Here is a 24,832-nt window from a genome sequence, read left to right as displayed (position 1 = left end):
TGTCAAACGATTCCTCAGTCGTCTGTGGAACGTAAAAATATTGATTTTTTTCGTTCGAGGTGTTATCACTACATTATGTAGAACACGCTCAACGGAGGTTTCAATGGCGGTGACCGGCATCGTGAAGGATCCAATCTATCTGGAACATAAAACCGGAAGTTTCCACCCGGAAAGCACCGAGCGCCTCAAGATTCTCTACGAAATGCTTGAAGACCAGGATATCGCAGGAAACATCGATCTCATCTCTCCCCGCGAGGCCACACGGGATGAAATTGAAATGATTCACGACCATTCCTATTACGAACGAGTGGCAGCAACCGAGGGACTCCCCCACTCCTCCCTGGACCCGGACACCCAGACGTCGGAGAAGTCATTCGAAGCCGCCCTCTATGCCGCCGGAGGCCTCCTTCTGGGCATAGATCGTCTTTTTGAAGGGAAAAACAAGAATGTCTTCGCCCTTGTCCGCCCCCCCGGACACCACGCCGAATCGGGCAGGGGCATGGGATTCTGCATATTCAACAATATCGCCATAGCGGCCAGCTATGCCATCAAAACCTACGGCCTCAAGAGGGTCCTCATCGTCGACTGGGACCTGCACCATGGAAACGCCACCCAGCACTCCTTCGAGGAGGAAAGAAGAGTCCTCTATTTCTCCACACACCAGTACCCCTACTATCCGGGCACCGGCTCTTTCGAGGAGGTCGGCAAGGGCAACGCCCGGGGATTCAACGTCAACGTGCCGCTCCAGGTGGGCAACGGCGATCCTGAATACTACAAAATATTCAAACATGTCCTGGAGCCCATCGCATTTGAATTCGAGCCGGAGCTGGTGCTCGTCTCCGCCGGTTTCGATATATATTTCAAGGACCCCCTGGGAGGCATGGAGGTGACCCCGGAGGGATTCGCCGCCCTCACCGACGTGTTGATGCTCATCGCGAAAACATTCGCGGAAGAACGCATGCTCATCACCCTGGAGGGGGGCTACCACCTCGGCGGCCTCAGGGACGGCACAAAGGCGGTCATCAAGCACATGATGGGGGCGACCACCAAAGAGGATTTGGAGCTGACGAAAAAGAATCTGGAAAACGTCGGACAGAAGGCCAACTATCCGATCAAGCGGGCGATATCCGTGCAGCGTGAATTCTGGAAATGTTTCTAACCTCCGGCTCATCGCTCCTTTCGTCTCTTTTATTCTCTCGACAGGTCAATTGCACCGACCCTCGACTTTAGATTACTCCTTTCGACGACGCCGAAAGGAGTCGTCATATGTATCTCGATACACAGGCACACCTGATATCAATCGTGGGGGACCTTCTCCATTCAATCATCCTATTTTGAAGGAGAACAGAGATGACGCGTGAAACCATTGTCGGTCTCTTCCTGGAACAATCCGCCTCTCATCCAGACGATATCATCATTTCATACAAGTCGGAACCAAAAGGCGCATACAGAGATATCACCTGGGGGGATCTTCTGAATGAATCTCTCTCTTTCGCCGCGGGGCTCCTCTCCCTCGGATTCTCCCCGGGAGAGCGGCTTGCCATCCTCTCCTTCAATCGACTGGAGTGGATCATCGCCGACCTGGGAACACTGTTGGCTTGTGGTGTGGACGTGCCCATCTATCACACGAACACCCCGGAACAATGCGCGTACATTATACGGGACGCGGACGTCTCATGCGTGGTGGTGGAAGACGCCGCACAGCTTGATAAAATCCTTCAAAAAAAAGGAGAGCTCCCGAATCTCAAACATGTCATCCTCATCTCCGACGATCAGCCGCCGAAAGAACACGACGTGATCTTGCTCTCGGAGCTGATGGCGAAGGGGAAAAACGAGCTTGGTACCCTGAAGGATGAAATCATTACACAGGCCAAAAACATCACTGCTGACGACACCGCGACCATCGTCTATACATCCGGCACCACCGGGCCGCCGAAGGGATGCCTTCTTAGCCACAGGAACACCCTGTACGTCCTCGATTCCATTCACGCCCTCATACAGATAGACAACAGGGTCCACCGATCCCTGCTCATCCTGCCCCTCTCGCACTTCTATCCCCGGGTTTCGGGCTACTACTACAACCTGTACCAAAACATCCCCCTGGCCATCGCAGAATCCATCGACACCCTGGCGGCGGACATGGCGCTGGTTCGGCCCACCTATTTCTGCAGTGTTCCCCGGGTTTTCGAGAAGGTCTACGCCCGCATCGTTTCGGCGGCGGAAAAGGGATCGCCCCTTAAGCGCGCCCTCTTTCGCTGGGCCGTCTCCATCGGAAGAAAGCGAAGCAGGACCATAACGGCGGGGCGATCGCCGTCGGTCTTCCTCAGGCTCCGGTACGCATGCGCCTCCGCCCTGGTATTCAAAAAGATAAAGAACGTCCTGGGCGGAAGGCTCCAGTTCGCGGTTTCCGCCGGCGCACCCCTGTCCGCGGAGGTGGGTGAGTTCATCCACAGCATCGGCGTGGTGGTCATCGAGTTCTACGGCCTGACGGAGACCGTGGGCGGCACCATGACCACCTTCAGCGAGTTCCGCTACGGCACCGTGGGAAAGGCCATGCCCGGTTTCGAGGTCACCCTGGCCCCGGATGGAGAAATCCTCATCCGCGGCAATAACTTCAAGGGATATCACAACAGACCAGAGCTGACCGAAGATGTGCTGAAAGACGGCTGGTGCTACACAGGGGATGTGGGAAGGTGGGACGACGATGGTTTTTTGATCATTACCGACCGGAAGAAGGACCTCATCATCACCTCCGGGGGGAAAAACATCTCCCCCCAGAACATCGAGAACCGCCTCAAGCAGATACCATTGATCGCCAACGCCATCGTCATCGGCGACGGCAGGAACTACCTGACGGCGATTCTCACCCTGGACCCCGAGGAAGCCCGGCAGTTCGCCATGGGGTTGGGCATACCTTCGGATTCGTCGGAGGAGATCTCCCGTCACCCGTCGGTTCGGGACGTCATCGAAAAGGGGGTCGATTCGGCCAACGCCGACCTCGCACGATTCGAGACCATCAAAAAATTCGCCCTTCTCCCCAATGATTTCACCCAGGACAAGGGAGAAATCACCCCGACCCTGAAGCTGAGGCGGAAGGTCATCCGGGAGAACTACGCCGACATCATCGAGTCCCTGTACGCCTCAAGTGCATAACGAAGCCCGCCCACGGATGATGTGCCGCCCTGACATCAAGACACAGGATGAGTTCACGTTCGCTTTTCTCTATGCTCCCATTCACAATACGGGTATAATGATTCAACCCCGATCCGCGGCGTTTCCCCGCATCCATCCTTAAAGGAAGCCGGTCGGGGACTTCGACCACCACACGAGCAGCGGATATTCATGACACGCGTCACCTTCGGCCCCTTTCACCCGAAATTGGAGGGACAGTTTCTTCAGACGCTCCTTGATCTGAAGGAAGACGATCCCTTCGGACGCATCCTCGTCATCACCCCCACCCGGGCGCTCTCCCAAAGGCTCATGTCTCGCCTGGCGAGGGAAAGGCCGTTTCTCGGCGTCCGGTTCACCACATTCCTCACCTTCGCCTTCGATGTCATCCGGGAGGCGGGGGAGGCCCTCCCTCCTGTCTCGAGCAGAGCGATGACACGGCTTTTGCTTTCCGACGCCGGGGCGGAGTGTGTTGATCCCGAGGGGAGGTTTGCGGACCTCTTCCGGTTCGACGGCTATACCGACGCCATGATTTCCCTCTTCTCCCGGATGACGTCCCACCTGGTCAGGCCCGACGTGGAAAAAGCCGCAGGCAATGTGGAGAAAGTCGTCCTGGACATTTACTCCCGCTTCCGGGACAAAAAAAGGGAGCTTTCCATATACGACGCCGAGGACAGGATCCACCGCGCGTTGGAGATCCTCTCCGGCGGCGTCCCGTCCGATGCGCGCCAGCCGACGCTCCTCTACGGTTTTTACGATCTCAATCCGCTTCAGAGGGAAATCGTATCCCTCCTTTCGTCCCGGGGAGATCTTCATATCTTTTCTCCGGCGATTCCGGAAGATCCCTCCTTCGCCTATGCCGAGGACACCTCCCGGCTGTTCACAACCCTTTCGACCGAGCCGCTGACGATACTCACCCGGGACGATACACAGAAACCGCCCCGCACATCGCCGGTCCCTTTCCGGATGCCTGATGGGAACACGACCGTGCGGATCGTCTCCGCGTCCGGGACCGCCGGGGAGGCGGAGGCCGCGGCCCGACGCATCCTGGAGATCACAGAGGACCATCCCGACATCCCCTGGCGGCATATCGGCGTGGTGACGCTGGAAACCACCGATTCCCTCCATCATCTGGAGGCGGCGTTTCGCCGGTACTCGATTCCGGCCTGTTTCGACCGGGGATTTCCCCTGTCCCGCTCCCCGATGATCGCGGCGTGCCGGACCCTTTTCGGCCTCATATGCGAGCGCCCCGGCCGGATGGACGTGACCACGCTCCTCTCATCGGGATTCTTCACGTGGCCGGGGGTCGATCCCTCGGATGAAGAGTGGGTGCGGGATCACAGCCACCTGGCCGAGGTCATCGCCAGGGAATCCGGCATCGTCCACGGTCTTGCCCCGTTTACAGACGCTTGGGAGCGGGCTGCGGCGCACGATCCCCCCCCTCCCTCGGAAGACGACGAACAAGACCCCCAATCGCTTCGCATACAGCGGCTCTCCGCCCGCTTCGCCCGGGCCACAAAGGAAACCATAAACCGCCTCGCCGGTAACATCTCGTCTTTGAAGCCGTCCGACGACCCGAAAGCATATGCAGACGCCTTTACCTCCCTCCTTCAGACGCACATCCGCCGCGACCCGGAGGAAGGGCGGGCGTTCAATGCGCTCACGGAGCTCATCGGAGAGATGGCGGATGTTGCGGCGATACGAAAAAGCGTGACGCTCTCCGATTTCGTCTCCCTCCTTTCGGGGAGTATCGAAGAAAGAACGCTCCCGGACGACCCGGACACGGACGGCGTATTCGTCAGTGATCTTCTGGGCATCCGGGGGCTCTCTTTCGATGTCCTGATCGTCATGGGCATGAACGGACAGGTCTTTCCCCGAAGGAAGGGAGACGACCCCCTCCTGGGCGACGCGACACGGGAGAAACTGGGGCTCCCCACCTCCCGGTCGCTCTATCCCGAAGACCTGCTCCTGTTTTCCCTGGCGACGGGCGCCGCCCGGCGGGAGCTTACGCTCGTCTACCAGCGGAGCGACGACCGGGGGAGAAAGGCCATTCCCTCCATCGTGCTGGAAGGACTCATGGCGGGGGGCCACACGGACGCCGCCGCCGTTCCGGAGTCGGCCCCCCGTTACGCCGCCCTGGACCCGACGTGTGCCCGATACACCGAGAAGGACCTTCGCACATCCAGCTTCCTCGTGGCCTTTCAGAAGGATCTCGTCGCCCCCGCCCGGGCGGTGGTCCACACGTCCCCGAGCCTCGCACGGGGCATCCGGGCCCTGGACGGAAGATCTCTTTTCAATCCATTCGGCGTATACGACGGCCTCATCGGCCCCCGGGAGGGGCTCACGGAAGCGTGCCGGCGCCTGAGCTCCCGAAGGCTCGAGACCTTCGCCCTCTGTCCGTTTCGGTTCTTCATGGAATACGTGCTGGAGACGGGGGACATCGAGGAGCCGGAGCTGCCGGTGGATATGGAGCGCACGGACATCGGGAGCGCCTACCACCGGATCCTCTACCGGCTCTTCCTTTCCCTGAAGCGGGAACACCTCCTTCCCGTCACCGACGCCTCGCTGCACACAGCCTTTGAGCGGCTTTCCCTCATCATCGACGACGATCTGACGCACCACATGGGGCCGATCCCCGCCCTTGTTCAGCGGGCCCGCCGGGAGATCATCGCCGAGAACCTCTCGGACGCCCTGAATTATGAGGCGGAAAGAACATCCGGGGGGGTCGTCCCCCGCTTCTTCGAGTGGCGCTTCGGCTTTTTGCCCTACGAAGACAACGAGGAGGCAACGCCTCCGCTTTTTATCGAAACGCCCTCGGGAACGGTGGAGATAACCGGAAAGATCGACCGTGTCGATGTGGATGAAGAAGCAGGCGTGTTTGCAGTGATCGACTACAAGACCAGAAGGCCGTCGGATATCGGCCTTCCCACCCGAATACGAAAGGGGCTTTCGCTCCAGCTTCCCCTCTATCTCGTCGCCGCCCGGGACATCCTCTTTTCGGGCGGCCTCGATCCTTTTGCGACCTCCCACATATACATGGAGAAACCGATCGGAAAAGAGAGAGAGGAACGAATAGACCTGAGCACATCCCCGGACATCATCGACGCCGCCATCTCCCACACCCACCGGTTCGTGGAGATGATGCACGCCGGCGTCTTCTTTCCCGCCGGCGTGGTGCCGGAGCGGGGATGCCGATTCTGTGAACATAAAAATCACTGTCGATCGGGGCCGAAAGACATCGCACAGATCAGAAAGGACAAGACACTGGCATCCCTCGGCCTCGATACGGTGACACAAGAAGAAGAGGACACCGATGACTGACACGGCATCGAAGGGGGAAAACCGGGTCGTCATCGCCGGGGCCGGCTCCGGGAAGACCACCCGGCTCATCGGGGAGATCATCGCCCTTGCCACGGAGCGAAAAATCCCCCTTGAGCGCATCGCCGCTATCACCTTCACCGAGGCGGCGGCGGCGGAGATCAAGGAGCGCCTCAGAAGCGAGATCATGCGGCGAGCGGCGGACGACCCGGACGGGGGCTGGAACGACGCCCTGATCTCCCTGGAACAGGCCCAGATCAGTACCATCCACGCCCTGGCCTCCCGGATACTCCGGGAAAACCCTCTGGAGGCGGGCATCGACCCGAACTTCACCGTCACCGACGACACCGAAGGACGCATCCTGGACGACGAGATCTGGAACGAGTGGACGGGCCGGGTGTTCGCGGGAGGGGGGGCGCACGATGAACAGGTCGTGACGCTCATCAAATACCTGGGGGTCTCGGGGATGAAGCTTTTCGCCGAAACCCTCGCGAAGAGGCCGGACAAGCTGGAGCAATATCGGGAGCACCGGAGGGAATCCGCCCAGGAAGACGAGGAGCGGCGGCGCCTCGATTTGCTTCACTCCCTCGCCGAGGAGATGGGCGCTTATCTCCAAGATGCCGACGACGAGGATAAACTCCTCAATCACTGCCGCTTCCTCTCTGACATCCTGAAGCGCGAGAGCCTCGAAGAGATATGGGACGCGTTTTCTCAAGCCCCCATACAAAAAAAGGGCGGGAGCAAGAAGAAATGGCGGGACGAGGGGACGTTCCAGCGGGCGATGGATCTGAGAAGCGACGCCGTCGACGAAATAAAAAAAATCCCCGAATTCCTCGCCCTCATGGACGAGGACTCTCTCGTCGGCGTCGGGGTGGAGGTCCTGTCCGACTACGTCGCCTTTCGCGCCGCCGAGCGAAACCGCCGTGGGGCGCTTACCTACTTCGACCTCCTCTTCCAGGCATACCTCCTGGTTCGGGACAACATGGCCGTCAGGAACCGGTACCAGAGGCTCTTCGAGTGCATCCTCGTCGACGAATTCCAGGATACCGACCCGATCCAGACGAAGCTCATCCTCCTTCTGGCGGAGCGGTCACCTGTGGCGAAGCGGCCCGAGGACGCAGTCCCGGGTCCGGGGAGGCTCTTCATCGTCGGCGATCCCCAGCAGTCCATCTACGGCTTCACCGATGCGGACATCGGCCTCTTCTATCAGACGATGAAAAGAATCGAGGACTCCGGAGGGGTAGTGGAGCGGCTGGAGAAGAACTACCGAAGCCAGCGGCACCTCGTCCGGTTTCAGAACCTCTTTTTTGAAGACTTCATCAGCTACCGGGAGGAGTCCTATTCCGTGGACTACCAGGTGATGAATCCCGATCGCGACGACGTCCCGGGGGCGGCGCCCCCCCTGGTGGAGGCGGTCGACTCCGACGCGGGAACGGATAAGATCACCACCGACGAGGTGCGCCGCCTCGAGGCGGCCTTCATCGCCCGGCGCATCCAGGAGCTCGTCGTCCTGAAGAACGACGGCGCCTTCATCCGGGATAAAAAGACCGGCATTACCCGTCCCCCCGGATATGGAGACATCGCCGTGCTGCTCCGGTCCCTCGCAAATACCTCCCCGGTCTACGAGGAGGCCCTCAAGACGGAAAACATCCCCTATCATATCCTGGGCGGCCGGGGATACTACCAGCGCCAGGAGATATACGATCTGGCCCATATCCTGGCGACGGCCCAGGATCCCACGGACCGAAAGGCCCTGGTGGCGGTTCTGCGGTCCCCGGTGTTCGGCGTGGACGATCGCACGATCTACGAGCTCAAGACCGACGACCTGCTCGACTACCTCACAAGTAACCCGCCGGAGCCCGCGAAAGAGGTCTTCCGAATCCTTCGGGAGCTGAACAGGATCCGGGGCGACCGGTTCGTGTCCGGACTGATCGAGGAGGTCTACCGACAGACCGATATGCTGGAGATACACGCCTTCGGCCCCGGCGGCCCCCAGCGGGTGGGAAACCTCCTGAAGATCCAGAGAATCGCCCGGGAGCGGGAGGCCCAGGCGAGGCTCACCCTTCCCGATTTCATCAAGACCCTCTCTCACCTCGCCGAGTCGGACAAAGACGAGGGGGAGGAGACGGTGGCCGACGAGGGGCAGGACGCCGTCAGGATCATGACCATCCATAAGGCCAAGGGGCTGGAGTTTCCCGTCGTCGTGCTGCCGAATCTGGGCCGGGAAATCAAATATAAGGCGGAAGACGGCGTGTATATCATCGAGGAGGGCGGCTCCATCCGGGTCGGCGTACGGGCGGCGGGCGTCCGGGATATGACGTATGACACGCACATCAAGGAGCGCGCGAAAGATCGATACGAGAGCGAGGAGAAAAGGCTCCTCTACGTTGCGGCAACCCGGGCGAGGGATCGGCTCATCCTGATCGGCTCGCCCAAAAAAAGCAGCGGCTTCATGAAGGACATCATCGATTTTTGTTCCGCGAACGAATCGGAAAAAGACGTCTCGATTCACTTGACGGAACTTTCGGATGATATAAAAAGCGAGGTCTCGGCCCGGCTCCGCGCCCCCCAGGCCGGAGAGTACCTGGAGGGGAGCGTGGACACATCGTTTCTTGACGAGGTGAGGCGGCGGGAGGCGGCCCGGAAAGAGGAGATGCGTCGCGCGAGGGAGCGAAGGCTCTTCATCTCCGTGACGGAGAGAAAATCCCTCCATGAGCCGGACGAGGAGCTGTTCGTTGTTCCCCCGGAGGAGGGGGAGGCGGCGGCCGATTTGTCGGATCGCGCCCGTCTGGTGGGTATCGTGGTGCACGACGCCCTGGAGCTCGCCCTGTTCGACGGTTCCGACGACCCGGAAGGTCTGGTCGGGCGGGCGGCCGCCTCCCTGGACGACGCCGACCCCGAGTATCCCTCCATATGCGCAGAGTCGACCCGATTGGTGGGGGCGTTCATCGCCTCGCCCCTTTACTGGGAGATCTCCGAAGGCGCCGTCCTGGGACGGGAGATACCCCTGATATCCATCGACGGCGATTGTCTGCTGACCGGGCGCATCGACCTGTGCTATCGGACAAATGAGGGTATTGTCGTCCTCGATTACAAGACCGACCGCATTGCGCCGGAAGACGCGGAACGCGCCGCCAGTCGCTACCGGGAACAGATATCGGCCTATACCGACGCCGTGGTTCGGGCGGGCGCGGGCGACGGAGTCCGGGTCTTCGGCGTCGTCCACTTCATCCGAACGGGACAGAGCGTGAGAATCGACCCGTCTTGACACCCACAAGCCCGGTTGATAAGATACAGACGATATACGACTATTCCATATAAAACCATTTTTTATGAGGTGAACGCATGATCAAAAGGAAAACCTTTGTTCTCGCGACCGCCCTTATACTGCTGATACCCTCCCTGGCGTGCGCCGGTGAGCGCTATGTGGCCGACAGCGCCTATCTCTTGGAGGCGGGCGAGACCGTCTCCGAGGATCTCTACGTTATCGCCGGGGACATCACCATCCTGGGAGACGTGGAGGGCGCCCTCTATCTTCTGGGATCGAACATCACCCTGTCCGGCACGGTGACGGGCGATCTCTACGCCATGGGCGGAGACGTCATTGTTGACGGGCCGGTCTCGGGAGAGACCTACATCCTGGGGGGCGACGTGGAGCTGTCCGGCGTCTTTGACACGATCCTCCATGCCGCGGGCGGCACGCTGGAGCTTTCCGGGACCTTCAATGACGAGGTCAACTGCGGCGGCGGCGTGGTGCGGCTCTCCGGAGCGTTCGAGAAAGACACCTACATCCAGGCGGGCACCTGTGAAATTCTCGCGGGAACCGTCATCGAGGGCGACCTCACCTACAGTGCCAAGACGTTCGAGAGGGCCGAAGACGTCACCATCAACGGCGCCGTCACCGAAATGCCGGAGGTTTCACGGGAGGCCGGGGTGCCGGGCTGGGGCGTTATCGCGTTTTTCGGATTCGCGGGACTGATCGGTTATTTCATCGTCGGTATGGCGCTCTTCGGTTTCTTCCCGAATTTCACAAAGGGCACGGTCGATCGGGTCTTCTCCCAATTCTCACAGAACCTGGGCTGGGGGGTCCTGGTGTTCCTCCTGACGCCGCTGGCGGTGCTGGTGCTCCTGGTAACCGTCGTGGGCATCCCCTTGGGGATACTCGTGGGCATCGCCTACTGCGTCGGCATCTTCATCGGGGAGATCATCGTCTCCGCGGCCCTGGGCGGCCTCGTCTTTTCGCTCTTCAAAAAAACCGACGCCGCATACTGGTTGAAGCTCCTTGTGGGATTGATCATCTTCTTTCTGATTGTCATTATTCCCATCATCAACATCATCGCGATACTCATCGTCTGGATCCTGGGCCTGGGGAGCCTCGCTCTTCACATAGGCGACGCGCGGAAGGGAGATTCCCCGGCCTGACGGGGGGGATTGGGGAGCATCCGTTTTTTTAGCGGCGGAACGGTCGTTCACGGTGTAACATGAACGGGGGAGGACGGCCGCATCTCTGCGGCCCGTTCCCCTCCATCTCATTTCTGAGGAGAATGCTTTCATGGCGAAGATAGCGGCGATACTGACCGACTGGTTCGAGGACGTGGAATACACAAAGCCGGTGAGCGCCTTCAGGGAGGCGGGGCACACGGTGGTGACGGTGGGGCTCGTCGCTAAAGACGACGTCATCGGCAAGAAGGAGTGGACGAAGGTGACCGTCGATGTCTCCTTCAGTGATGTCACCCCCGACGAGTTCGACGCCCTCCTGATCCCGGGGGGCTACTCTCCGGACAAGCTGCGGGCCCACGAAGGGCCTGTGGCCTTCGTGAGGGCGTTCATGGAGGCGGGAAAGCCGGTCTTTTCCATCTGCCACGCCCCCCAGATACTCATCACCGCCAAGACGCTGGAAGGGAGACACGTCACCGGCTATAAATCCATCGTCCAGGACATCATCAACGCCGGGGCGAGATACGAGGATAAAGAGGTCATCGTGGACGGAAACCTGGTCACCAGCAGGCAGCCGTCGGACCTGCCCGCGTTCATTTGGGAATCCCTGAAGCTCCTGGATAGCTGATCTACGGGTATATGCGCCCCATCATCCGGGGGAAGGGTATCGCCTCCCTCAGATGCTCGATGCCACAGATCCACGCCACCGCCCGCTCGATTCCCAGACCGAAGCCGGAGTGAATCACCGAACCGTATCGCCGCAGGTCCAGGTACCAGCCGTAGGCCTCCTCGGGGAGCCCCTCCTCGCGGATGCGCGCCAGCAGCTCATCATAGTCGTCCTCCCGCTGGGAGCCGCCGATGATCTCCCCGTACCCCTCCGGCGCCAGAAGGTCGCTGCACTTGACGAGATCGTCACGCTCGGGATGGCGCTTCATGTAAAAGGCCTTGGCCCCCTTCGGGTAGTCATAGACGAAGACCGGCCTGTCGAACTGTTTCGTCAGGATCGCCTCGTCCTCCGCCCCCAGGTCCTTCCCCCATTCGATGGCGCTTCCGGACTCTTTGAGCCGATCAACCGCCTCGTCGTATGAGACGCGGTGAAATGGGGGCTTCACCCGCATAAGCGGCTCGGTATCCCGCTTGAGGGAGGACAATTCCGCAGAGCGGTTTTCAAGCACCTGGGCCACGATATAACTCACCAGCTCTTCCTGCAGGTCCATGTTCCCGCTTGAATCCACGAAGGCCATCTCCCCCTCGACCATCCAGAACTCGGCGAGGTGGCGCCGCGTCTTGGATTTTTCCGCCCGGAACGTGGGGCCGAAGCAGAAGACCTTCTCGAAGGCGTAGATCGCCGCCTCCAGGTAGAGCTGGCCGGTCTGGGCCAGGTAGGCGGTGCCCAGGTCGAAGTACTCGGTGGAAAAGAGCGTCCCGGCGCTCTCGCCGATGCTGCCTGTAAGGATGGGGCTGTCGATGAGGAGAAAGCCGTTGTCCCTGAAAAAGGACCGTATGGCCCAGATCACCTCGTCGCGGATGCGCATGATCGCGAGCTGCCTCCGTGAGCGCAGCCACAGGTGCCGGTTGGAGAGGAGAAAATCGACGCCGTGGGACTTGGGGGTGATGGGAAAATCCGTCGACTCGCTGATGACCTCGATCTCGTCGGCCAGAAGCTCGTACCCCCCCGGCGCCCTCGGCTCCTCTCGGATGACTCCCGCGATGTACAGCGCCGACTCCTGGCCCAAATGCCGGGCGCGGTCGAACAGATCGTCCCCCACCTGGTCGTTCTCCATGACGCACTGTACGATACCGGCCGCATCCCGGACGATGAGAAACGCCACCTGGCCGCTTCCCCGGGTGTTCATGAGCCATCCCCGTATGGCCCGCCTCTCCCCGATGTGCCCGCCGAAATCTTTCGTGGTGATTATCTGTCGTGTCATCTGTTTTTGTCCCACATATCTCAACATCGATGAAACCATCTTTCGGGTCATGCCCGACCCGAACGGTCCAAAAACCACCTCATTACACCACACTTGTCCCCCGCTGGCAAGGGCGAAAGCGGCGGGATACGACAAAAACAAACCGATTATCGGCTTGACCGACCCGTCCGATTGACGGATAATTGCATCACTGTATGTCGGATATCATCGACAGAAGGAAAATCAATAGGATCAATCAGACAAAGAGGCAGCGCATATGACTTTCAATAAGGTACTGGTGGTCGGCTCCGGCGTGATGGGTCCCGGCATCGCCCTGAGCTTCGCACAGGGGGGTGTAGACGTCGCCCTTACGGATACGGATACACACGCCCTGTCGGAGGGAAAAAGGACCATCGAGGAGGCACTGGAGCTGTTTGAACAGCAGGGATTTGTCGATCCCGCGGACGTCCCCGACGTCATGAAGAGAATCGAGTTTTCCCGCGACCTGCAATCGGCGGCCGTCGGCGCCGACCTGGCGGTGGAGGCGGTAACCGAAAACCCCGAGATCAAGGAGGCGGTGTTTCGAGAGCTCGATACGCTGCTTTCGCCCGAGGCCGTCATCGGGAGCAACACCTCGTCTTTCCCCGTCCCCCAGATGTACCCGGACATCCGTCCCGGACGCCTCATCATCATGCACTACTTCAATCCCGCCCACATCATGCCACTGGTGGAAATCGTCAAGACGCCCGACACACCGGATGACGTGATATCGGCGCTGCGCTCCTTCTACGCCAAAATCGGCAAGTACGTGGTGGTGCTCAATAAATTCCTCCCAGGCTTTCTCGTCAACCGCATCCAGGTAGCGGTCATGCGGGAGGCCCTGTATCTTTTGGAACAGGGACTGGCCGAGCCGGAGGAGATGGACACCGCATTCAAGTGCTGCTCGGCCCTCCGGGGCGTGGTCCACGGCCCCCTGGAGCACATGGATATGGTCGGGCTCGACACCATCGCGGCGGCATCCGGCGTAATTTTTCCCCTCATCTCCAACGAGACCCAGGCCCCGGCGATCCTCACCGAAAAGGTGAACGCGGGAAAGCTCGGCTTCAAGGGGGACGGCGGATTCTATTCCTACCCGGAACATATCAAGGAAGAACACCGGAAGAAGAGGGACCGGGCGCTCCTGGATGAGCTGAAGCTGTTTCGAGCCCTCGTCTCCCGGGGGGACATCATGATACGGGAATAGTCCCGTTCGAATGCGGGAAATATGACACATCGGATGTCCATCTCAATTCCATATACCGCGGCCGACGGCCCACGGAGGCTCGAATGCTCTCTCCCGTCCTCATGTGATATTCAGATCTTCGCTCCATCCCGGCCGAAGGAGATCCTCTCCCCCGAGAAACTGAAGAACGCCCTGACCCTCCCGTTCCAGATCGATCGGGAGACACTCATCATCGTCAACGATCTGGATCGACCCACGCCCACGGAAGTCATCTTCACCGCCCTTGCCGACACGCATCCCGATATCCTCTCGTGCGACGTCTTGGTGGCCACCGGCGCCCACACACTCTCCGGCAATCCCGACGCCGTCAAGCGGGCAATACTGGGGAAAACGTCCTCTTCCCACACCGGCGGCTTTCACATACACGACTGCCGGGACGACCCCATGAGAACGGTGGGAGTCACCCGCCGGGGGACGGAGGTGGCGGTCTCCGAGCGTTTGTTTGCCCATCGCCGGATCATTGCCATCGGCAGTGTGGAGCCCCACTGGTTCGCCGGCTATACCGGGGGGCGAAAATCGCTGATCCCGGGAATAAGCGCGTTTGAGACGATTCGAAAAAACCACAGCCTTGCGTCGCATCCAGCATCCACGCACATGAAAACGGACGGGAATCCGCTCCATGAGGACCTGGAAGAGGCGACACGGCTTGTCATCGACGCCCACCGGGAGGCGGGGGGTGAGTCAATCACAGGGATCAACGCCGTCTCCCACAACGGCGACATCCACGCCCTGACGGCGGCGCCCATACTGGACGCCGTCGATCCGCTTCGCGGCATCGTGGACGCCGTCTACTCCACACCTGCGGATAGGGCGGATATCGTCATCGCCCTGGCCGAATCCCCCATGGATCGGGACCTGTACCAGGCGATGAAATCCTTTGAAAACATTCGCTGCGTCCTGAATCCGGGCGGCGTCTATCTCCTCGTCGCAGCCGCCCCCGACGGCGTCGGCCCCCCGCATTTTTCCCGCACCCTGGCCATGGGGAGCGTGCCGGGGAGCCTCGAAACACACCTGAAAGGGGCCTACGTCCTCGGAGACCACAAGTTCATCAATCCCCTGGAATTCACGCAAAACGGCGGACTCCTCTTGGTCTGTTCCGAGGCCCTCGCCTCCCTCCCGGAGGGTCCGGCCGCCCTCGGCTTTTTCAGGGCCGAGGAATCGTTTCCGGGCGCCGTCGATGCGGCCTTATCACACATACGGGCCGCAGGATTGGAGGCCCCGCGGGTGTCCGTCGTGCGGGATGCGGTCAATACGGTTCTCGTCTACTGATTGCACTCCCGAACTCCGTCAAAAGGCCTTGACACTTTCAAACGTGGAGGATACACTCATACAAACATCCAGGGAGTTATAAACATGAAAAACCCGACCGCATATGTCATGACCGTTGTGATGCTTATCGTTTCACTCTTCGTATTCGGCTGCGCAAAAAAGGTTGCCGAGGGTGAGGGATGGAGTATTTCCGCCGATGAATTCAGGGATATGTATGAATCCCTGCCGCCCGAGGTGGCCCCAATCCTCTCCACGCCCGAGGGGAAAAAACAATACCTGGAAAATCTCGTGATGGAGGAAATCCTCTATCATGAGGCGGGAAAGGAGGGCATTCTCGACGATCCCTACGTGATGTATATGGCGGAAAAGGCGAAACGCTCCGTCATTATCGAAGAATATCTCAGGAGAGAGCTGAGCAAGGGCCTCGTGACACCGTCTACTGAGGATATCCTCGCATTTTACGAGGAAAACAAGGACGCCTTCGATAACGCCGAGACCATCAGGGTCCGCCATATCCTCGTCGATACCCAAGAGGAGGCGGAAGAGATCCTCGAGCTGCTCAATGAGGGGGAAAGCTTCAACGATCTTGCCAGGGAATACTCCATCTGCCCCACCGGGCCGGACGGCGGAGACCTGGGATTCTTCAAGCGGGGTGACATGATCGCTGAATTTGAAGACGCCGCGTTCGCTCTGGAAAAACCGGGTGATATCAGCGATATCGTCAAGACAAAATACGGGTATCACATCATCAAGATGGAAGACAAGGATCATCTTTTGGAACAATATTATTACGACAGCCAGGATGAGATCATCATGAACCATCTGAAAAAACTCAAGGAAGCAAGCGAATATACGATTTATGAGGATAACCTGGGGTATGAAGAATAATGTGCGGTGCCCGCTCCGCGCCTCCTCTCGCGGACGTCCGGACGGGGCGGTTCTGTGCATATACAGGTGATTATATGAAAAAAATAGTTCCCGTTTTAATCATCCTAGCCCTTTTTCTCACTTCCTGTCAGTACGCGCCCTTCTCCTACTCCGAGGATCGTACGCGCCGGGATAGAATGTACTACGCCCACGAACTGGCGGACGTGCGTGAAGCCGCCATCACGGTGCTGGAAGAAAACGAGTGGAAGGTGAGGGAGACCAAGGACCCCGCGTGTATAACCGCATCGATCCGATCGCAGATCATCGGCTTCCGGGTCGCCCTTGAGATATACTTCGACGAGGAGGGGAACAACTGCTGGATGGAGATCTCCAAACACGTCCCAATGCAGATTACGCCGGGGACGAGATACGAGATCATCATGATGATTACCGACATCTTCCACAAGGTGGAGCTGGAGCTGGAGAGAAATTACTGAACGTCCGGGGGGGAGGGGGGGAGGGAGAGATATGCGGCTTTTATTCGTCTTCCCGTCGAGGCGGTGATGGTGCCCCGCTCTTCCGAGTCAGGACGTGGTTTTCATCAGATACCTGTTTTCTCCACATATATAGCACCATCGAACATTATTAGAATTAAAACGGGCCTCGAGAACGATCTCGAGGCCCGCCGTGCATAGACTTGTTTTCGTGCGTTGGGGCTACTTTTCCAGATATACGGAGTCCAATCCGATAGCGGTCTCCCTGTCTATGATGCCTCCCTCCTCGTCTCCCAGGCGCGTCTTCACCACTCCCCGATAAAAGTACGCCGCGGCGTATTCCGGGTCGAGTCGTATCGCCTTTGTGTATGCGTCCAGCGCCCGCTTGAGCCCATCCTCGCCGTCCATGCCCCGATATGCCTCGCCCAGCAGAAAATAGGGAATTGGATCGTCGCCGTCTGTGTCGATCAGCTCATCCAACACCGCCACCGCCGCCTCGTATTTTTCCATTCTGATGTACGCCGTCCCCAGATTGGAGAGCGCCATCAGCCTGAGAGGGTCCGCGTCCTTCGCCCCCATGCGTTCCGAGTATTCCAGCACTTTCAGCGCGTCGTCTATCGCTTCGCCGTACATCCCGAGCTGGACCTGTGCCATCGAGCGGTATGCATACGCATACGGATTATCAGGATCTTCCGCGACGGCCCGATCGAGAAGCTCCCCTGCCGCTTCAAAGTCTCCGGCGGCGAGGTACGAAACTCCCTCACGAACGAGTTCGCCGGCATCCTGAGATAAAACAGGGGCCGAAATCAACAGCACAAGCACGGCCGTCACAATCTGTATCGATCTTATTCTCATTATTTGTAAAAGTACTCAAGCCACTCAGGGTTCAGCTCACAGGCGCGATCGTAGTCCATCTTCGCCTCCTCGTAACGCTCCATCTCCCAGTATTCCCTGCCCCGAGCGTAATACGCCTTGTCGTTCTGAGGATCCTCAACTATCACGTGGGTAAAATCAGCAACGGCAGCAAAGGAGAGGTCCATCTGGCCGTAGACCATGCCCCGGGATATATAAGCGTCATAATTATCCTTATCCCGCTTTATAACCTCGGAAAAATCCTCAACCGCCAAATCAAAGAGATTCTTGACGGTTTCAATTTGCTCGTCGGTATAGGGAGGCTCGTAGGTGAACAGGTACAAAAGCCCCAGGCGATACCGAGCGGTTCCCCGCTCATAATATGCCTCCACGTCCTTTTTGTCCTGTTCAATCCGCTCGGTGCGGTTTTCGATAATAGACAGGAACATGTTCACCTGGTTTTGGATGATCTCCGATTCCTGAGGAAAACCGGTGACGGCCAAAAGCATCACCGCCGCAAGGAGGAAACCGGATATCGCCGCTCGTATACTGTATTTCATGACATAACTTTCTATAGTGACGAGAAGAAAATGTCAAGATGATTATAATGGAAAGCGCCCCCGATGTACACACCGGGGGCGCCTTTTTTATGTGAAGCCGCAGACAGGATATTAGTACATCCCGCCGGGGGGCATACCGCCGGGCATTGCGGGCATGCCGCCTCCCCCGTGCTCCTCGGGGATCTCCGCCACCATGGCCTCGGTGGTCAGAAGCAGCCCCGCCACAGATGAGGCGTTCTGCAGGGCGATACGGGTCACCTTGGTCGGGTCGATGATACCCGCTTTCATAAGGTCCTCGTATTCCATCTTCTGGGCGTTCAGGCCGAAGCCTTCCTTGCCTTCCTTGACCTTCTCCACCACGATGGAGCCTTCCAGACCTGCATTCTCGGCGATCTGGCGTACCGGCTCCTCGAGAGCGCGCTTGATGATATTGGCGCCGAAGGTCTCGGCATCGGAGAGCTTCAGGGCGTCGACACCCTTCAGGCAGCGCAGCAGGGCCACACCGCCGCCGGGGACGATTCCCTCTTCCACCGCGGCCCGGGTGGCGTTAAGAGCGTCTTCGACGCGGGCCTTCTTTTCCTTCATCTCCACCTCGGTGGCCGCGCCCACATTGATGACCGCCACGCCGCCGATGAGCTTCGCCAGCCGCTCCTGGAGCTTCTCACGATCGTAATCGGATGTTGTATCCTCAATTTGGGTGCGAATCTGCTTCACCCGACCTTCCAGGTCCGCCTTGCTTCCCGCACCGTCGATGATGGTGGTGTCTTCCTTGTTCACCACAATGCGCTTGGCCTTGCCCAGGTCGTCCAGCTCGATGTTCTCAAGCTTGATTCCCAGATCCTCGGCGATGAGCCTGCCGCCGGTGAGGACGGCGATGTCTTCCAACATGGCCTTCCTGCGGTCGCCGAAACCGGGGGCCTTGACGGCGACACAGCTCAGGGTGCCCCGGAGCTTGTTGACCACCAGAGTGGCCAGGGCCTCGCCCTCGATATCCTCGGCGATGATGATGAAGGGTCGGCCGGTCTTGGCGATTTTCTCAAGGATCGGCAGGAGGTCCTTCATGCTGGAGATTTTCTTTTCATGAAGCAGCAGGTAGGGCTCATCCAGGACCACTTCCATGCGCTCGGCGTCCGTCACGAAATAGGGGGACAGATAGCCGCGGTCGAACTGCATACCCTCGACGATGTCAAGGGTGGTATCCATGCCCTTGGCCTCTTCCACGGTGATAACGCCTTCCTTGCCCACCTTGGCCATCGCGTCGGCGATGATGTTTCCGATGGTCTCGTCGTTGTTGGCGGAGATGGTGCCCACCTGGGCGATCTCGGTCTGGTCCTTGGTCGGCTTGGAAATCTTTCCCAGCTCGTCGACAACGGCGCCGACCGCCTTGTCGATGCCCCGCTTGATGCTCATGGGGTCGTTCCCGGCGGCGACGAGCTTTGCGCCTTCCCGGAAAATCGCCTGGGCTAAAAGTGTTGCCGTGGTGGTTCCGTCGCCGGCCACATCCGAGGTCTTTGAGGCGACTTCCTTGACCATCTGGGCGCCCATGTTCTCGAATTTATCCTCGAGCTCGATTTCCTTGGCCACCGTCACACCGTCTTTGGTGATGGTGGGAGCGCCGAAAGACTTCTCGAGCACCACGTTTCTTCCCTTGGGACCGAGGGTCACCTTCACCGCATTGGAGAGGGTGTTGACACCCTTGAGGATTTTTTCCCTCGCATCCTGATCGAATTTAATCTCTTTTGCCATTATCGTGTGCCTCCCTTACTTCTCGATGATTCCGAGGATATCATCCTCTCTCATAATCAGGTGCTCAACACCGTCGATTTTCACTTCCGTGCCGGCATACTTGCCGAACAGAACCCGATCCCCCGCTTTCACGTCCATGGGGACCTTGGTGCCGTTATCGAGTATCTTTCCTCCGCCGACCGCCACAACTTCGCCTTCCATCGGCTTTTCCTTTGCGGTATCGGGGATGATGATCCCGCCGGAGGTCTTTTCCTCCTCATCGACACGCTTGACGATCACCCTGTCCTGTAAAGGTTTGATTTTCATGATGTTCCAACTCCTTTTAGATGTGATATTTCTAAACCACTATTGTACTGTGTGCGTAACCTGTTGAAAAAAAATATTAGCACTCAATGCTATTGAGTGCTAACGATATGGTATGACAATGACTTTCAAATTGCAAGAACTATCAGCAGAATAAATCAGATATAATCCGCAATGAAAGCCAAATAGTCAACTATTTCTCAATTTTACTGATAATTACTCATAATATCTTGCGATATCTCTCTTTTTTGCATACGAAAAAACCGTTCCACGTACGCCCGGAGTATCCCCTTCGATGGATATCCCTCCATTCAAGAAATCAATCGCCGGGAATGTGAGAAATGATCATATACACGGTGGAAAAGGGCTTTCGGCACGACCGAAAAAGAACGTGGGGCCGCCTAACCGCAACAATACGTATGAAACACTATCCGTAGTGGATGTCGTAATCCTCCACGTGGAGGCTTGCCACAGACCTGATGACGATCCGCTTTCCAACGAGCCGTTCCAGGTATTCCACTACCTCCCATTCCTCATCGTACAGCATGGCCGCCACGTCCGGATTGACCATCACCACCAGCTTTTCGCCGGCGCGGTTCGCCCCGTTCCGGTCGATTTCCCTGAAAATATCATAACAGATCGTTCTGCGGGATTTGACATATCCCTTGCCGTCGCAGTAGGAGCATGCATCCGTGAGGATCTGGGTGAGGCTCTCTCTGTTTCGTTTTCGGGACATTTCCACAATGCCGAGATCCGATATCTTGAGGATATTGGTTTTTCTCTTGTCCACCTTCAGGGCTTCATCCAGGGCCTCGTAGACCCGCTCTCGATTCTTTACGTGCTCCATATCGATAAAATCGATAATCACCAATCCGCCGATGTTCCGAAGCCTGAGCTGATGGGCGATCTCCTTGACCGCTTCAAGATTCGTCCTCAGGATGGTATCCTCCAGATCCCGCTTGCCCACGAACTTTCCGGTGTTGACATCTATGGCGGTGAGGGCCTCCGTCACCTCGATGACGATATATCCGCCGGATTTCAGCCACACCTTCTTCCCCAACGCCCGCTCGATCTCCGCTTCCAGCCCGTAATCCTCGAAAATGGGGTCCGTCCCCTCATATATCCTGATCTTGTCCGCCACCCGGGGCATGAAGTCGTCGGCGAATTCCAGAAGCCGTTTCTGCTCGTCGTTGGAGTTTATCAGCAGCCGGTCCACATCCTGGGTCAGCAGATCCCGCACCACCCGAAGAGACAGGTCCAGCTCTCGATGTATGAGGCTGGGCGAGGAGGCCTTTTCCTTTCTCTCCATGATGGCGCGCCACAGCTTGATGAGAAACTCCATGTCCGCCCGCAGCTCTTCCTCGGTCATATCCCATCCCGCGGTACGCACGATAAAGCCGACTCCCGGCGGCTTGATGGCCTCAATAAGCTCCTTGAGCCGATGTCGTTCCTCCTCGTCGTCTATCCGGCGGGAGATGCCGATCCGCTCCATTGTCGGCAGCAACACCAGAAACCGCCCGGGCAGCGAGATGTGGGAGGTGATCCTGGCGCCCTTTCCTCCCAGCGGCTCCCGGGACACCTGCACCAGCACGTCCTGACCCCGCCTGATGAGTCCCTCTATCACATCAACACTGTGTACCTGTCGGCGTTCCTCGTCGCCCTCACCCCCGGCCATTTCTCCGTTTCTCTCGATGAAGGCGTCGAACTCGTCGAAGTCGTCGTAGAAATCGGTGACATATAAAAACGCCGCCCGTTCCAGGCCGATATCGACGAAGGCCGCCTCCATGCCGGGAAGAACGCGGATGACCTTACCCTTGTAGATGTTGCCGGAGACGCCCAGGTCCTTGGGCCGCTCGATGAAAAGCTCCGCGACCACGCCGTTTTCCACCAGTGCGGCTCTGGTCTCCCACGGGTGGGAATCTATGATGATATATGACTTCATGCTTTCGCCGTATAATTCTTTTCTCTTTCTTGAGACATCGGGACGTCCTCGGACGCCGTGTCTTGGAAAAAATCGGACGTGCTCTCCCCCTTGACCACCCTGCAGTTTCTGAGGTCCCTCTCCCTCACCCCCAAAAGGGCCGACGCCACCCGATAGGGGCTGGGCGCCGATCCGTTGATGCGCACAAGCCCAAAGGTCAGGGTTTCGGACTCCCGGTGGTACTCCATCGATTCCACAAACGGTCGGACGTTTATGCGCTTCTTCTTCGCATCGCCCCCGCCCTCAAACCACACCTCGTCCCGGGATAAAAATGCGTCGATCGACTCGTCGACGTCCGGGAGGGGAACGTCCGCGCCCACAAGCGCTATCCGGTACGACAGCTGCAGATACCGCTTGGACATGTTCCCGGATGCGGCTATCGCACACGCCGCCTCCAGGCGAATCCCCCGGGGAAGCCGGGCGCTCAGTCTTTCCCGAAGGTCGTCCTCGCATACCCGCTCGGTCAGCTCCACCACGAAGGGGTCTCCTTCGGTCTCCACCCCCACGGGAAGCGCGTCCAGGAAGCTGACCTTCGGCTTCGGATTGAAACCCTCGGAATATTTCAGGGGAAGTCCCGCCCTCGCCATGCCGCGGATGATGACCGACGCGGTTTCCAGATGGCTCAGGAACCGGGCCTGGCCCGATCGGGAATAGACGCACAGATAACGATACCTCTCCGTGTCTTCCTCCGGTGTATCCGGGATTATACCGCTCCCTCCCGCCGTCTCCCCCGCCTCCGTCACCCTCACGGTCGCAAGACCATCCCCGCATACCCCGCAGCCGGTGCATCCATTCGATGCGCAATCCGGGGTGGTTACACCGTCGAACGCCCGCCGCCGCTCCTCCCACAGGTAGGCCGCGGTTACGCCGGTCTCGATATGGCTCCAGGGGAGGGGCTCTGTTCGGTCATACGCCGCTTCCGTGTAATCGGACGGGGAGAGACCCGCCCGCCTGAACGCCTCCTCCCAGAGGGAAAAATCGAACCGTTCCGTCCAGCCGTCGAATCGACACCCCAAACGATACGCCTCCATCACCGCTCGGGAGAGCCGTCGATCCCCCCGGGCGAAGACCGCCTCCATATAACTCATCTCGGCGTCGTGAAACTTCACCGACGCCCGGAGCCCTTTGAGTCTTTTGGAAATCCGAGCCTGCCTCCGCTTTGTCTCGGCGATCGGAAGGGCAGGCTGCCACTGGAAGGGGGTATGGGGCTTGGGAACAAAGGTCGAGACGCTCACGTTCAAGCCGCCCTTCTTGACGCGACGAACCTTCCTGTCCACCAACTCGACCAGACGGCACAGCTCGTCGAGGTCCTCGTCCGTCTCCGTGGGGAGACCGATCATGAAATAGAGCTTCAGAAGCCGCCAGCCGGCGTCGAACACCGCCTGAACGGCGTCGGTGATCTCAGTCTCCGTCACGTTCTTGTTGATGACATCCCTGAGCCGCTGGCTCCCCGCCTCCGGGGCGATGGTAAAACCGGTCTTCCTCACCCGCAAAATCGTCTCCATCATCTCCCGCTTGAGACTCCCCACCCTGAGAGACGGCACCGCCAACGCCACCTTGAGAGGCGCCAGGTGATCCATCAGGCGGGACATGAGAGTCTCGATTCTGCCGTAATCGCCGGAGGAGAGAGACAAAAGCGACACCTCCTCCATGCCGGTGCTTTCCCGGGCCGTGAGGGCGGAGTCGATCACCATATCGACGTCCCGCTCCCGTACCGGTCGGTAGACAAATCCGGCCTGGCAGAACCGGCATCCCCTGCCGCACCCCCGGGCGATCTCCACGCTGATACGGTCGTGTATTGCCTTTTTATTCGGCACCACGGGAGTCCGGGGAGCCGGCACCCGGTTGATGTCCGACACCACCCTGCGGGAGACAGAGACCGGGCCGTTCGGGGCGTCGGGCGAGCGAGCGATCCCCGCAAAGCGCCCGCGCTCATACCGGGGCATAAAAAATCGGGGCACATACACCCCGTCTATCTTCTCCAGCCCTCGGAGAAGGCGTTCTTTCTCCATGTCGGGACAATCACGAAGATATTCGATGATCTCTTCTATCGCCTCATCCGCCTCGCCGATGAATAGGACGTCGAAAAAATCCGCGATCGGCTCCGGATTGTAGACCGCGGCGCCCCCGCCGATTATCAGGGGATGCCCATCGGTTCGATCGGCCGTCAGAGGGGGGATACCGGAAAGCTCGAGCATGGAGACAACATTCGTATACGTCAGCTCGTACATGAGAGAAAAGCCGATCACATCGACGTCACACAGCGGCGTCTTCGTCTCCAGCGTAAAGAGCGGCGTCTCCTCCCGCCGCATCAGCGATTCCATATCCACCCAGGGCGCGTACGCCCGCTCAACGAAGACGCCCGGCATCCTCCCTGTGATATCGGCAAGAATGGATATTCCCAGATGGCTCATGCCGATCTCATACGCCTCCGGGAACGCCAGAACAAACCGGAGGTCGTCCGGCTCAGGCCCCCGCTCCGTCGTGTTTATCTCCCCGCCGATATACCGGGAGGGCATCGCGACGCCGGCGAGAGAATGTTCCAGAAATGTATGTATATCTTCTACACGTTTTGACACGTATCAATCCATGCTCGGCTTCGGTTAAATAGCGCTGTTCAGACGAGGGACAAACCACCGGTGTCG

17 protein-coding genes are annotated in these 24,832 nt (G+C 58.9%); 10 read left to right on the top strand and 7 right to left on the bottom strand.

Going from position 1 to position 24,832, the window contains the following annotated elements; all coding sequences use genetic code 11:
• The first annotated feature begins 103 nt into the window (after positions 1-103).
• The 6 genes from JW885_08095 (at position 104) to JW885_08070 (ending at position 11,551) form a co-directional block, all read left to right on the top strand.
• Positions 104-1,159 carry a histone deacetylase gene (locus JW885_08095; protein MBN1882119.1) on the top strand — a complete coding sequence of 352 codons (1,056 nt, stop codon included), beginning with the start codon at positions 104-106 and terminating at the stop codon, positions 1,157-1,159.
• A gap of 191 nt (positions 1,160-1,350) precedes the next feature.
• Positions 1,351-3,153, top strand: a complete 1,803-nt coding sequence (locus JW885_08090; protein MBN1882118.1) for a long-chain fatty acid--CoA ligase — start codon at positions 1,351-1,353, stop codon at positions 3,151-3,153.
• A gap of 189 nt (positions 3,154-3,342) precedes the next feature.
• On the top strand, positions 3,343-6,489 hold the full coding sequence (locus JW885_08085) for an exodeoxyribonuclease V subunit gamma (GenBank protein MBN1882117.1): 3,147 nt from the start codon (positions 3,343-3,345) through the stop codon (positions 6,487-6,489).
• Entirely contained in the window at positions 6,482-9,754 is a 3,273-nt protein-coding gene (locus JW885_08080) for a UvrD-helicase domain-containing protein (protein ID MBN1882116.1), read from the top strand. The genes JW885_08085 and JW885_08080 overlap by 8 nt, the downstream gene beginning before the upstream one ends.
• Before the next feature lie 77 nt (positions 9,755-9,831).
• Positions 9,832-10,908 (top strand): hypothetical protein, encoded by a 1,077-nt coding sequence (locus tag JW885_08075; GenBank protein MBN1882115.1) that lies wholly within the window; start codon positions 9,832-9,834, stop codon positions 10,906-10,908.
• Between the two features lie 130 nt (positions 10,909-11,038).
• Positions 11,039-11,551 (top strand): type 1 glutamine amidotransferase, encoded by a 513-nt coding sequence (locus JW885_08070; GenBank protein MBN1882114.1) that lies wholly within the window; start codon positions 11,039-11,041, stop codon positions 11,549-11,551.
• 1 nt (position 11,552) lies between these two features.
• On the opposite strand, the gene asnS is transcribed toward JW885_08070, so the two are convergent.
• The gene (gene asnS, locus JW885_08065) at positions 11,553-12,854 is read right to left on the bottom strand and encodes an asparagine--tRNA ligase (GenBank protein ID MBN1882113.1); all 1,302 of its coding nucleotides are present in this window, start codon (positions 12,852-12,854) and stop codon (positions 11,553-11,555) included.
• A gap of 256 nt (positions 12,855-13,110) precedes the next feature.
• Here asnS and JW885_08060 point away from each other — a divergent pair, with 256 nt between their 5' ends.
• The 4 genes from JW885_08060 to JW885_08045 all read left to right on the top strand — a co-directional run bounded on the left by JW885_08060 (position 13,111) and on the right by JW885_08045 (position 16,748).
• Positions 13,111-14,076, top strand: a complete 966-nt coding sequence (locus JW885_08060) for a 3-hydroxyacyl-CoA dehydrogenase family protein (GenBank protein ID MBN1882112.1) — start codon at positions 13,111-13,113, stop codon at positions 14,074-14,076.
• A gap of 21 nt (positions 14,077-14,097) precedes the next feature.
• A complete protein-coding gene (locus JW885_08055; protein ID MBN1882111.1) occupies positions 14,098-15,384 on the top strand; it encodes a DUF2088 domain-containing protein in 1,287 nt (428 codons plus the stop codon).
• An 84-nt stretch (positions 15,385-15,468) separates the two neighbouring features.
• On the top strand, positions 15,469-16,272 hold the full coding sequence (locus tag JW885_08050; protein ID MBN1882110.1) for a peptidylprolyl isomerase: 804 nt from the start codon (positions 15,469-15,471) through the stop codon (positions 16,270-16,272).
• Between the two features lie 74 nt (positions 16,273-16,346).
• Positions 16,347-16,748 carry a hypothetical protein gene (locus JW885_08045; protein MBN1882109.1) on the top strand — a complete coding sequence of 134 codons (402 nt, stop codon included), beginning with the start codon at positions 16,347-16,349 and terminating at the stop codon, positions 16,746-16,748.
• 219 nt (positions 16,749-16,967) lie between these two features.
• Here the strand turns inward: JW885_08045 and JW885_08040 are convergent, their stop codons facing one another.
• The 6 genes from JW885_08040 to JW885_08015 all read right to left on the bottom strand — a co-directional run bounded on the left by JW885_08040 (position 16,968) and on the right by JW885_08015 (position 24,766).
• The gene (locus JW885_08040) at positions 16,968-17,600 is read right to left on the bottom strand and encodes a tetratricopeptide repeat protein (protein ID MBN1882108.1); all 633 of its coding nucleotides are present in this window, start codon (positions 17,598-17,600) and stop codon (positions 16,968-16,970) included.
• Positions 17,600-18,157: a tetratricopeptide repeat protein gene (locus JW885_08035; protein MBN1882107.1), complete on the bottom strand. Its 558-nt coding sequence runs from the start codon at positions 18,155-18,157 to the stop codon at positions 17,600-17,602. The genes JW885_08040 and JW885_08035 overlap by 1 nt, the downstream gene beginning before the upstream one ends.
• Before the next feature lie 111 nt (positions 18,158-18,268).
• On the bottom strand, positions 18,269-19,903 hold the full coding sequence (gene groL, locus JW885_08030; protein ID MBN1882106.1) for a chaperonin GroEL: 1,635 nt from the start codon (positions 19,901-19,903) through the stop codon (positions 18,269-18,271).
• 15 nt (positions 19,904-19,918) lie between these two features.
• Positions 19,919-20,209 carry a co-chaperone GroES gene (gene groES, locus JW885_08025; GenBank protein ID MBN1882105.1) on the bottom strand — a complete coding sequence of 97 codons (291 nt, stop codon included), beginning with the start codon at positions 20,207-20,209 and terminating at the stop codon, positions 19,919-19,921.
• A 424-nt stretch (positions 20,210-20,633) separates the two neighbouring features.
• Positions 20,634-22,148, bottom strand: coding sequence for an Rne/Rng family ribonuclease (locus JW885_08020; protein ID MBN1882104.1), 1,515 nt, complete (start codon positions 22,146-22,148; stop codon positions 20,634-20,636).
• Positions 22,145-24,766, bottom strand: coding sequence for a TIGR03960 family B12-binding radical SAM protein (locus JW885_08015; protein ID MBN1882103.1), 2,622 nt, complete (start codon positions 24,764-24,766; stop codon positions 22,145-22,147). The genes JW885_08020 and JW885_08015 overlap by 4 nt, the downstream gene beginning before the upstream one ends.
• Between the last annotated feature and the right edge of the window lie 66 nt (positions 24,767-24,832).

The organism is Candidatus Zymogenaceae bacterium (genome assembly GCA_016931225.1).
Taxonomy (GTDB): domain Bacteria; phylum Desulfobacterota; class Zymogenia; order Zymogenales; family Zymogenaceae; genus JAFGFE01.
Note: the sequence above shows the minus strand (reverse complement) of the source record. Positions and strands in the feature narration are given on the sequence as shown.

What these genes read in the sequence shown, in the direction of transcription:
- asnS (MBN1882113.1), bottom strand. Translation starts at nt 12,854, where the DNA reads ATGACACGACAGATAATCACCACGAAAGATTTCGGCGGGCACATCGGG.
- JW885_08035 (MBN1882107.1), bottom strand. Translation starts at nt 18,157, where the DNA reads ATGAAATACAGTATACGAGCGGCGATATCCGGTTTCCTCCTTGCGGCG.
- JW885_08045 (MBN1882109.1), top strand. Translation starts at nt 16,347, where the DNA reads ATGAAAAAAATAGTTCCCGTTTTAATCATCCTAGCCCTTTTTCTCACT.
- groES (MBN1882105.1), bottom strand. Translation starts at nt 20,209, where the DNA reads ATGAAAATCAAACCTTTACAGGACAGGGTGATCGTCAAGCGTGTCGAT.
- JW885_08080 (MBN1882116.1), top strand. Translation starts at nt 6,482, where the DNA reads ATGACTGACACGGCATCGAAGGGGGAAAACCGGGTCGTCATCGCCGGG.
- JW885_08060 (MBN1882112.1), top strand. Translation starts at nt 13,111, where the DNA reads ATGACTTTCAATAAGGTACTGGTGGTCGGCTCCGGCGTGATGGGTCCC.
- JW885_08085 (MBN1882117.1), top strand. Translation starts at nt 3,343, where the DNA reads ATGACACGCGTCACCTTCGGCCCCTTTCACCCGAAATTGGAGGGACAG.
- JW885_08020 (MBN1882104.1), bottom strand. Translation starts at nt 22,148, where the DNA reads ATGAAGTCATATATCATCATAGATTCCCACCCGTGGGAGACCAGAGCC.
- JW885_08040 (MBN1882108.1), bottom strand. Translation starts at nt 17,600, where the DNA reads ATGAGAATAAGATCGATACAGATTGTGACGGCCGTGCTTGTGCTGTTG.
- JW885_08070 (MBN1882114.1), top strand. Translation starts at nt 11,039, where the DNA reads ATGGCGAAGATAGCGGCGATACTGACCGACTGGTTCGAGGACGTGGAA.
- JW885_08050 (MBN1882110.1), top strand. Translation starts at nt 15,469, where the DNA reads ATGAAAAACCCGACCGCATATGTCATGACCGTTGTGATGCTTATCGTT.
- groL (MBN1882106.1), bottom strand. Translation starts at nt 19,903, where the DNA reads ATGGCAAAAGAGATTAAATTCGATCAGGATGCGAGGGAAAAAATCCTC.
- JW885_08090 (MBN1882118.1), top strand. Translation starts at nt 1,351, where the DNA reads ATGACGCGTGAAACCATTGTCGGTCTCTTCCTGGAACAATCCGCCTCT.
- JW885_08055 (MBN1882111.1), top strand. Translation starts at nt 14,098, where the DNA reads ATGACACATCGGATGTCCATCTCAATTCCATATACCGCGGCCGACGGC.
- JW885_08075 (MBN1882115.1), top strand. Translation starts at nt 9,832, where the DNA reads ATGATCAAAAGGAAAACCTTTGTTCTCGCGACCGCCCTTATACTGCTG.
- JW885_08095 (MBN1882119.1), top strand. Translation starts at nt 104, where the DNA reads ATGGCGGTGACCGGCATCGTGAAGGATCCAATCTATCTGGAACATAAA.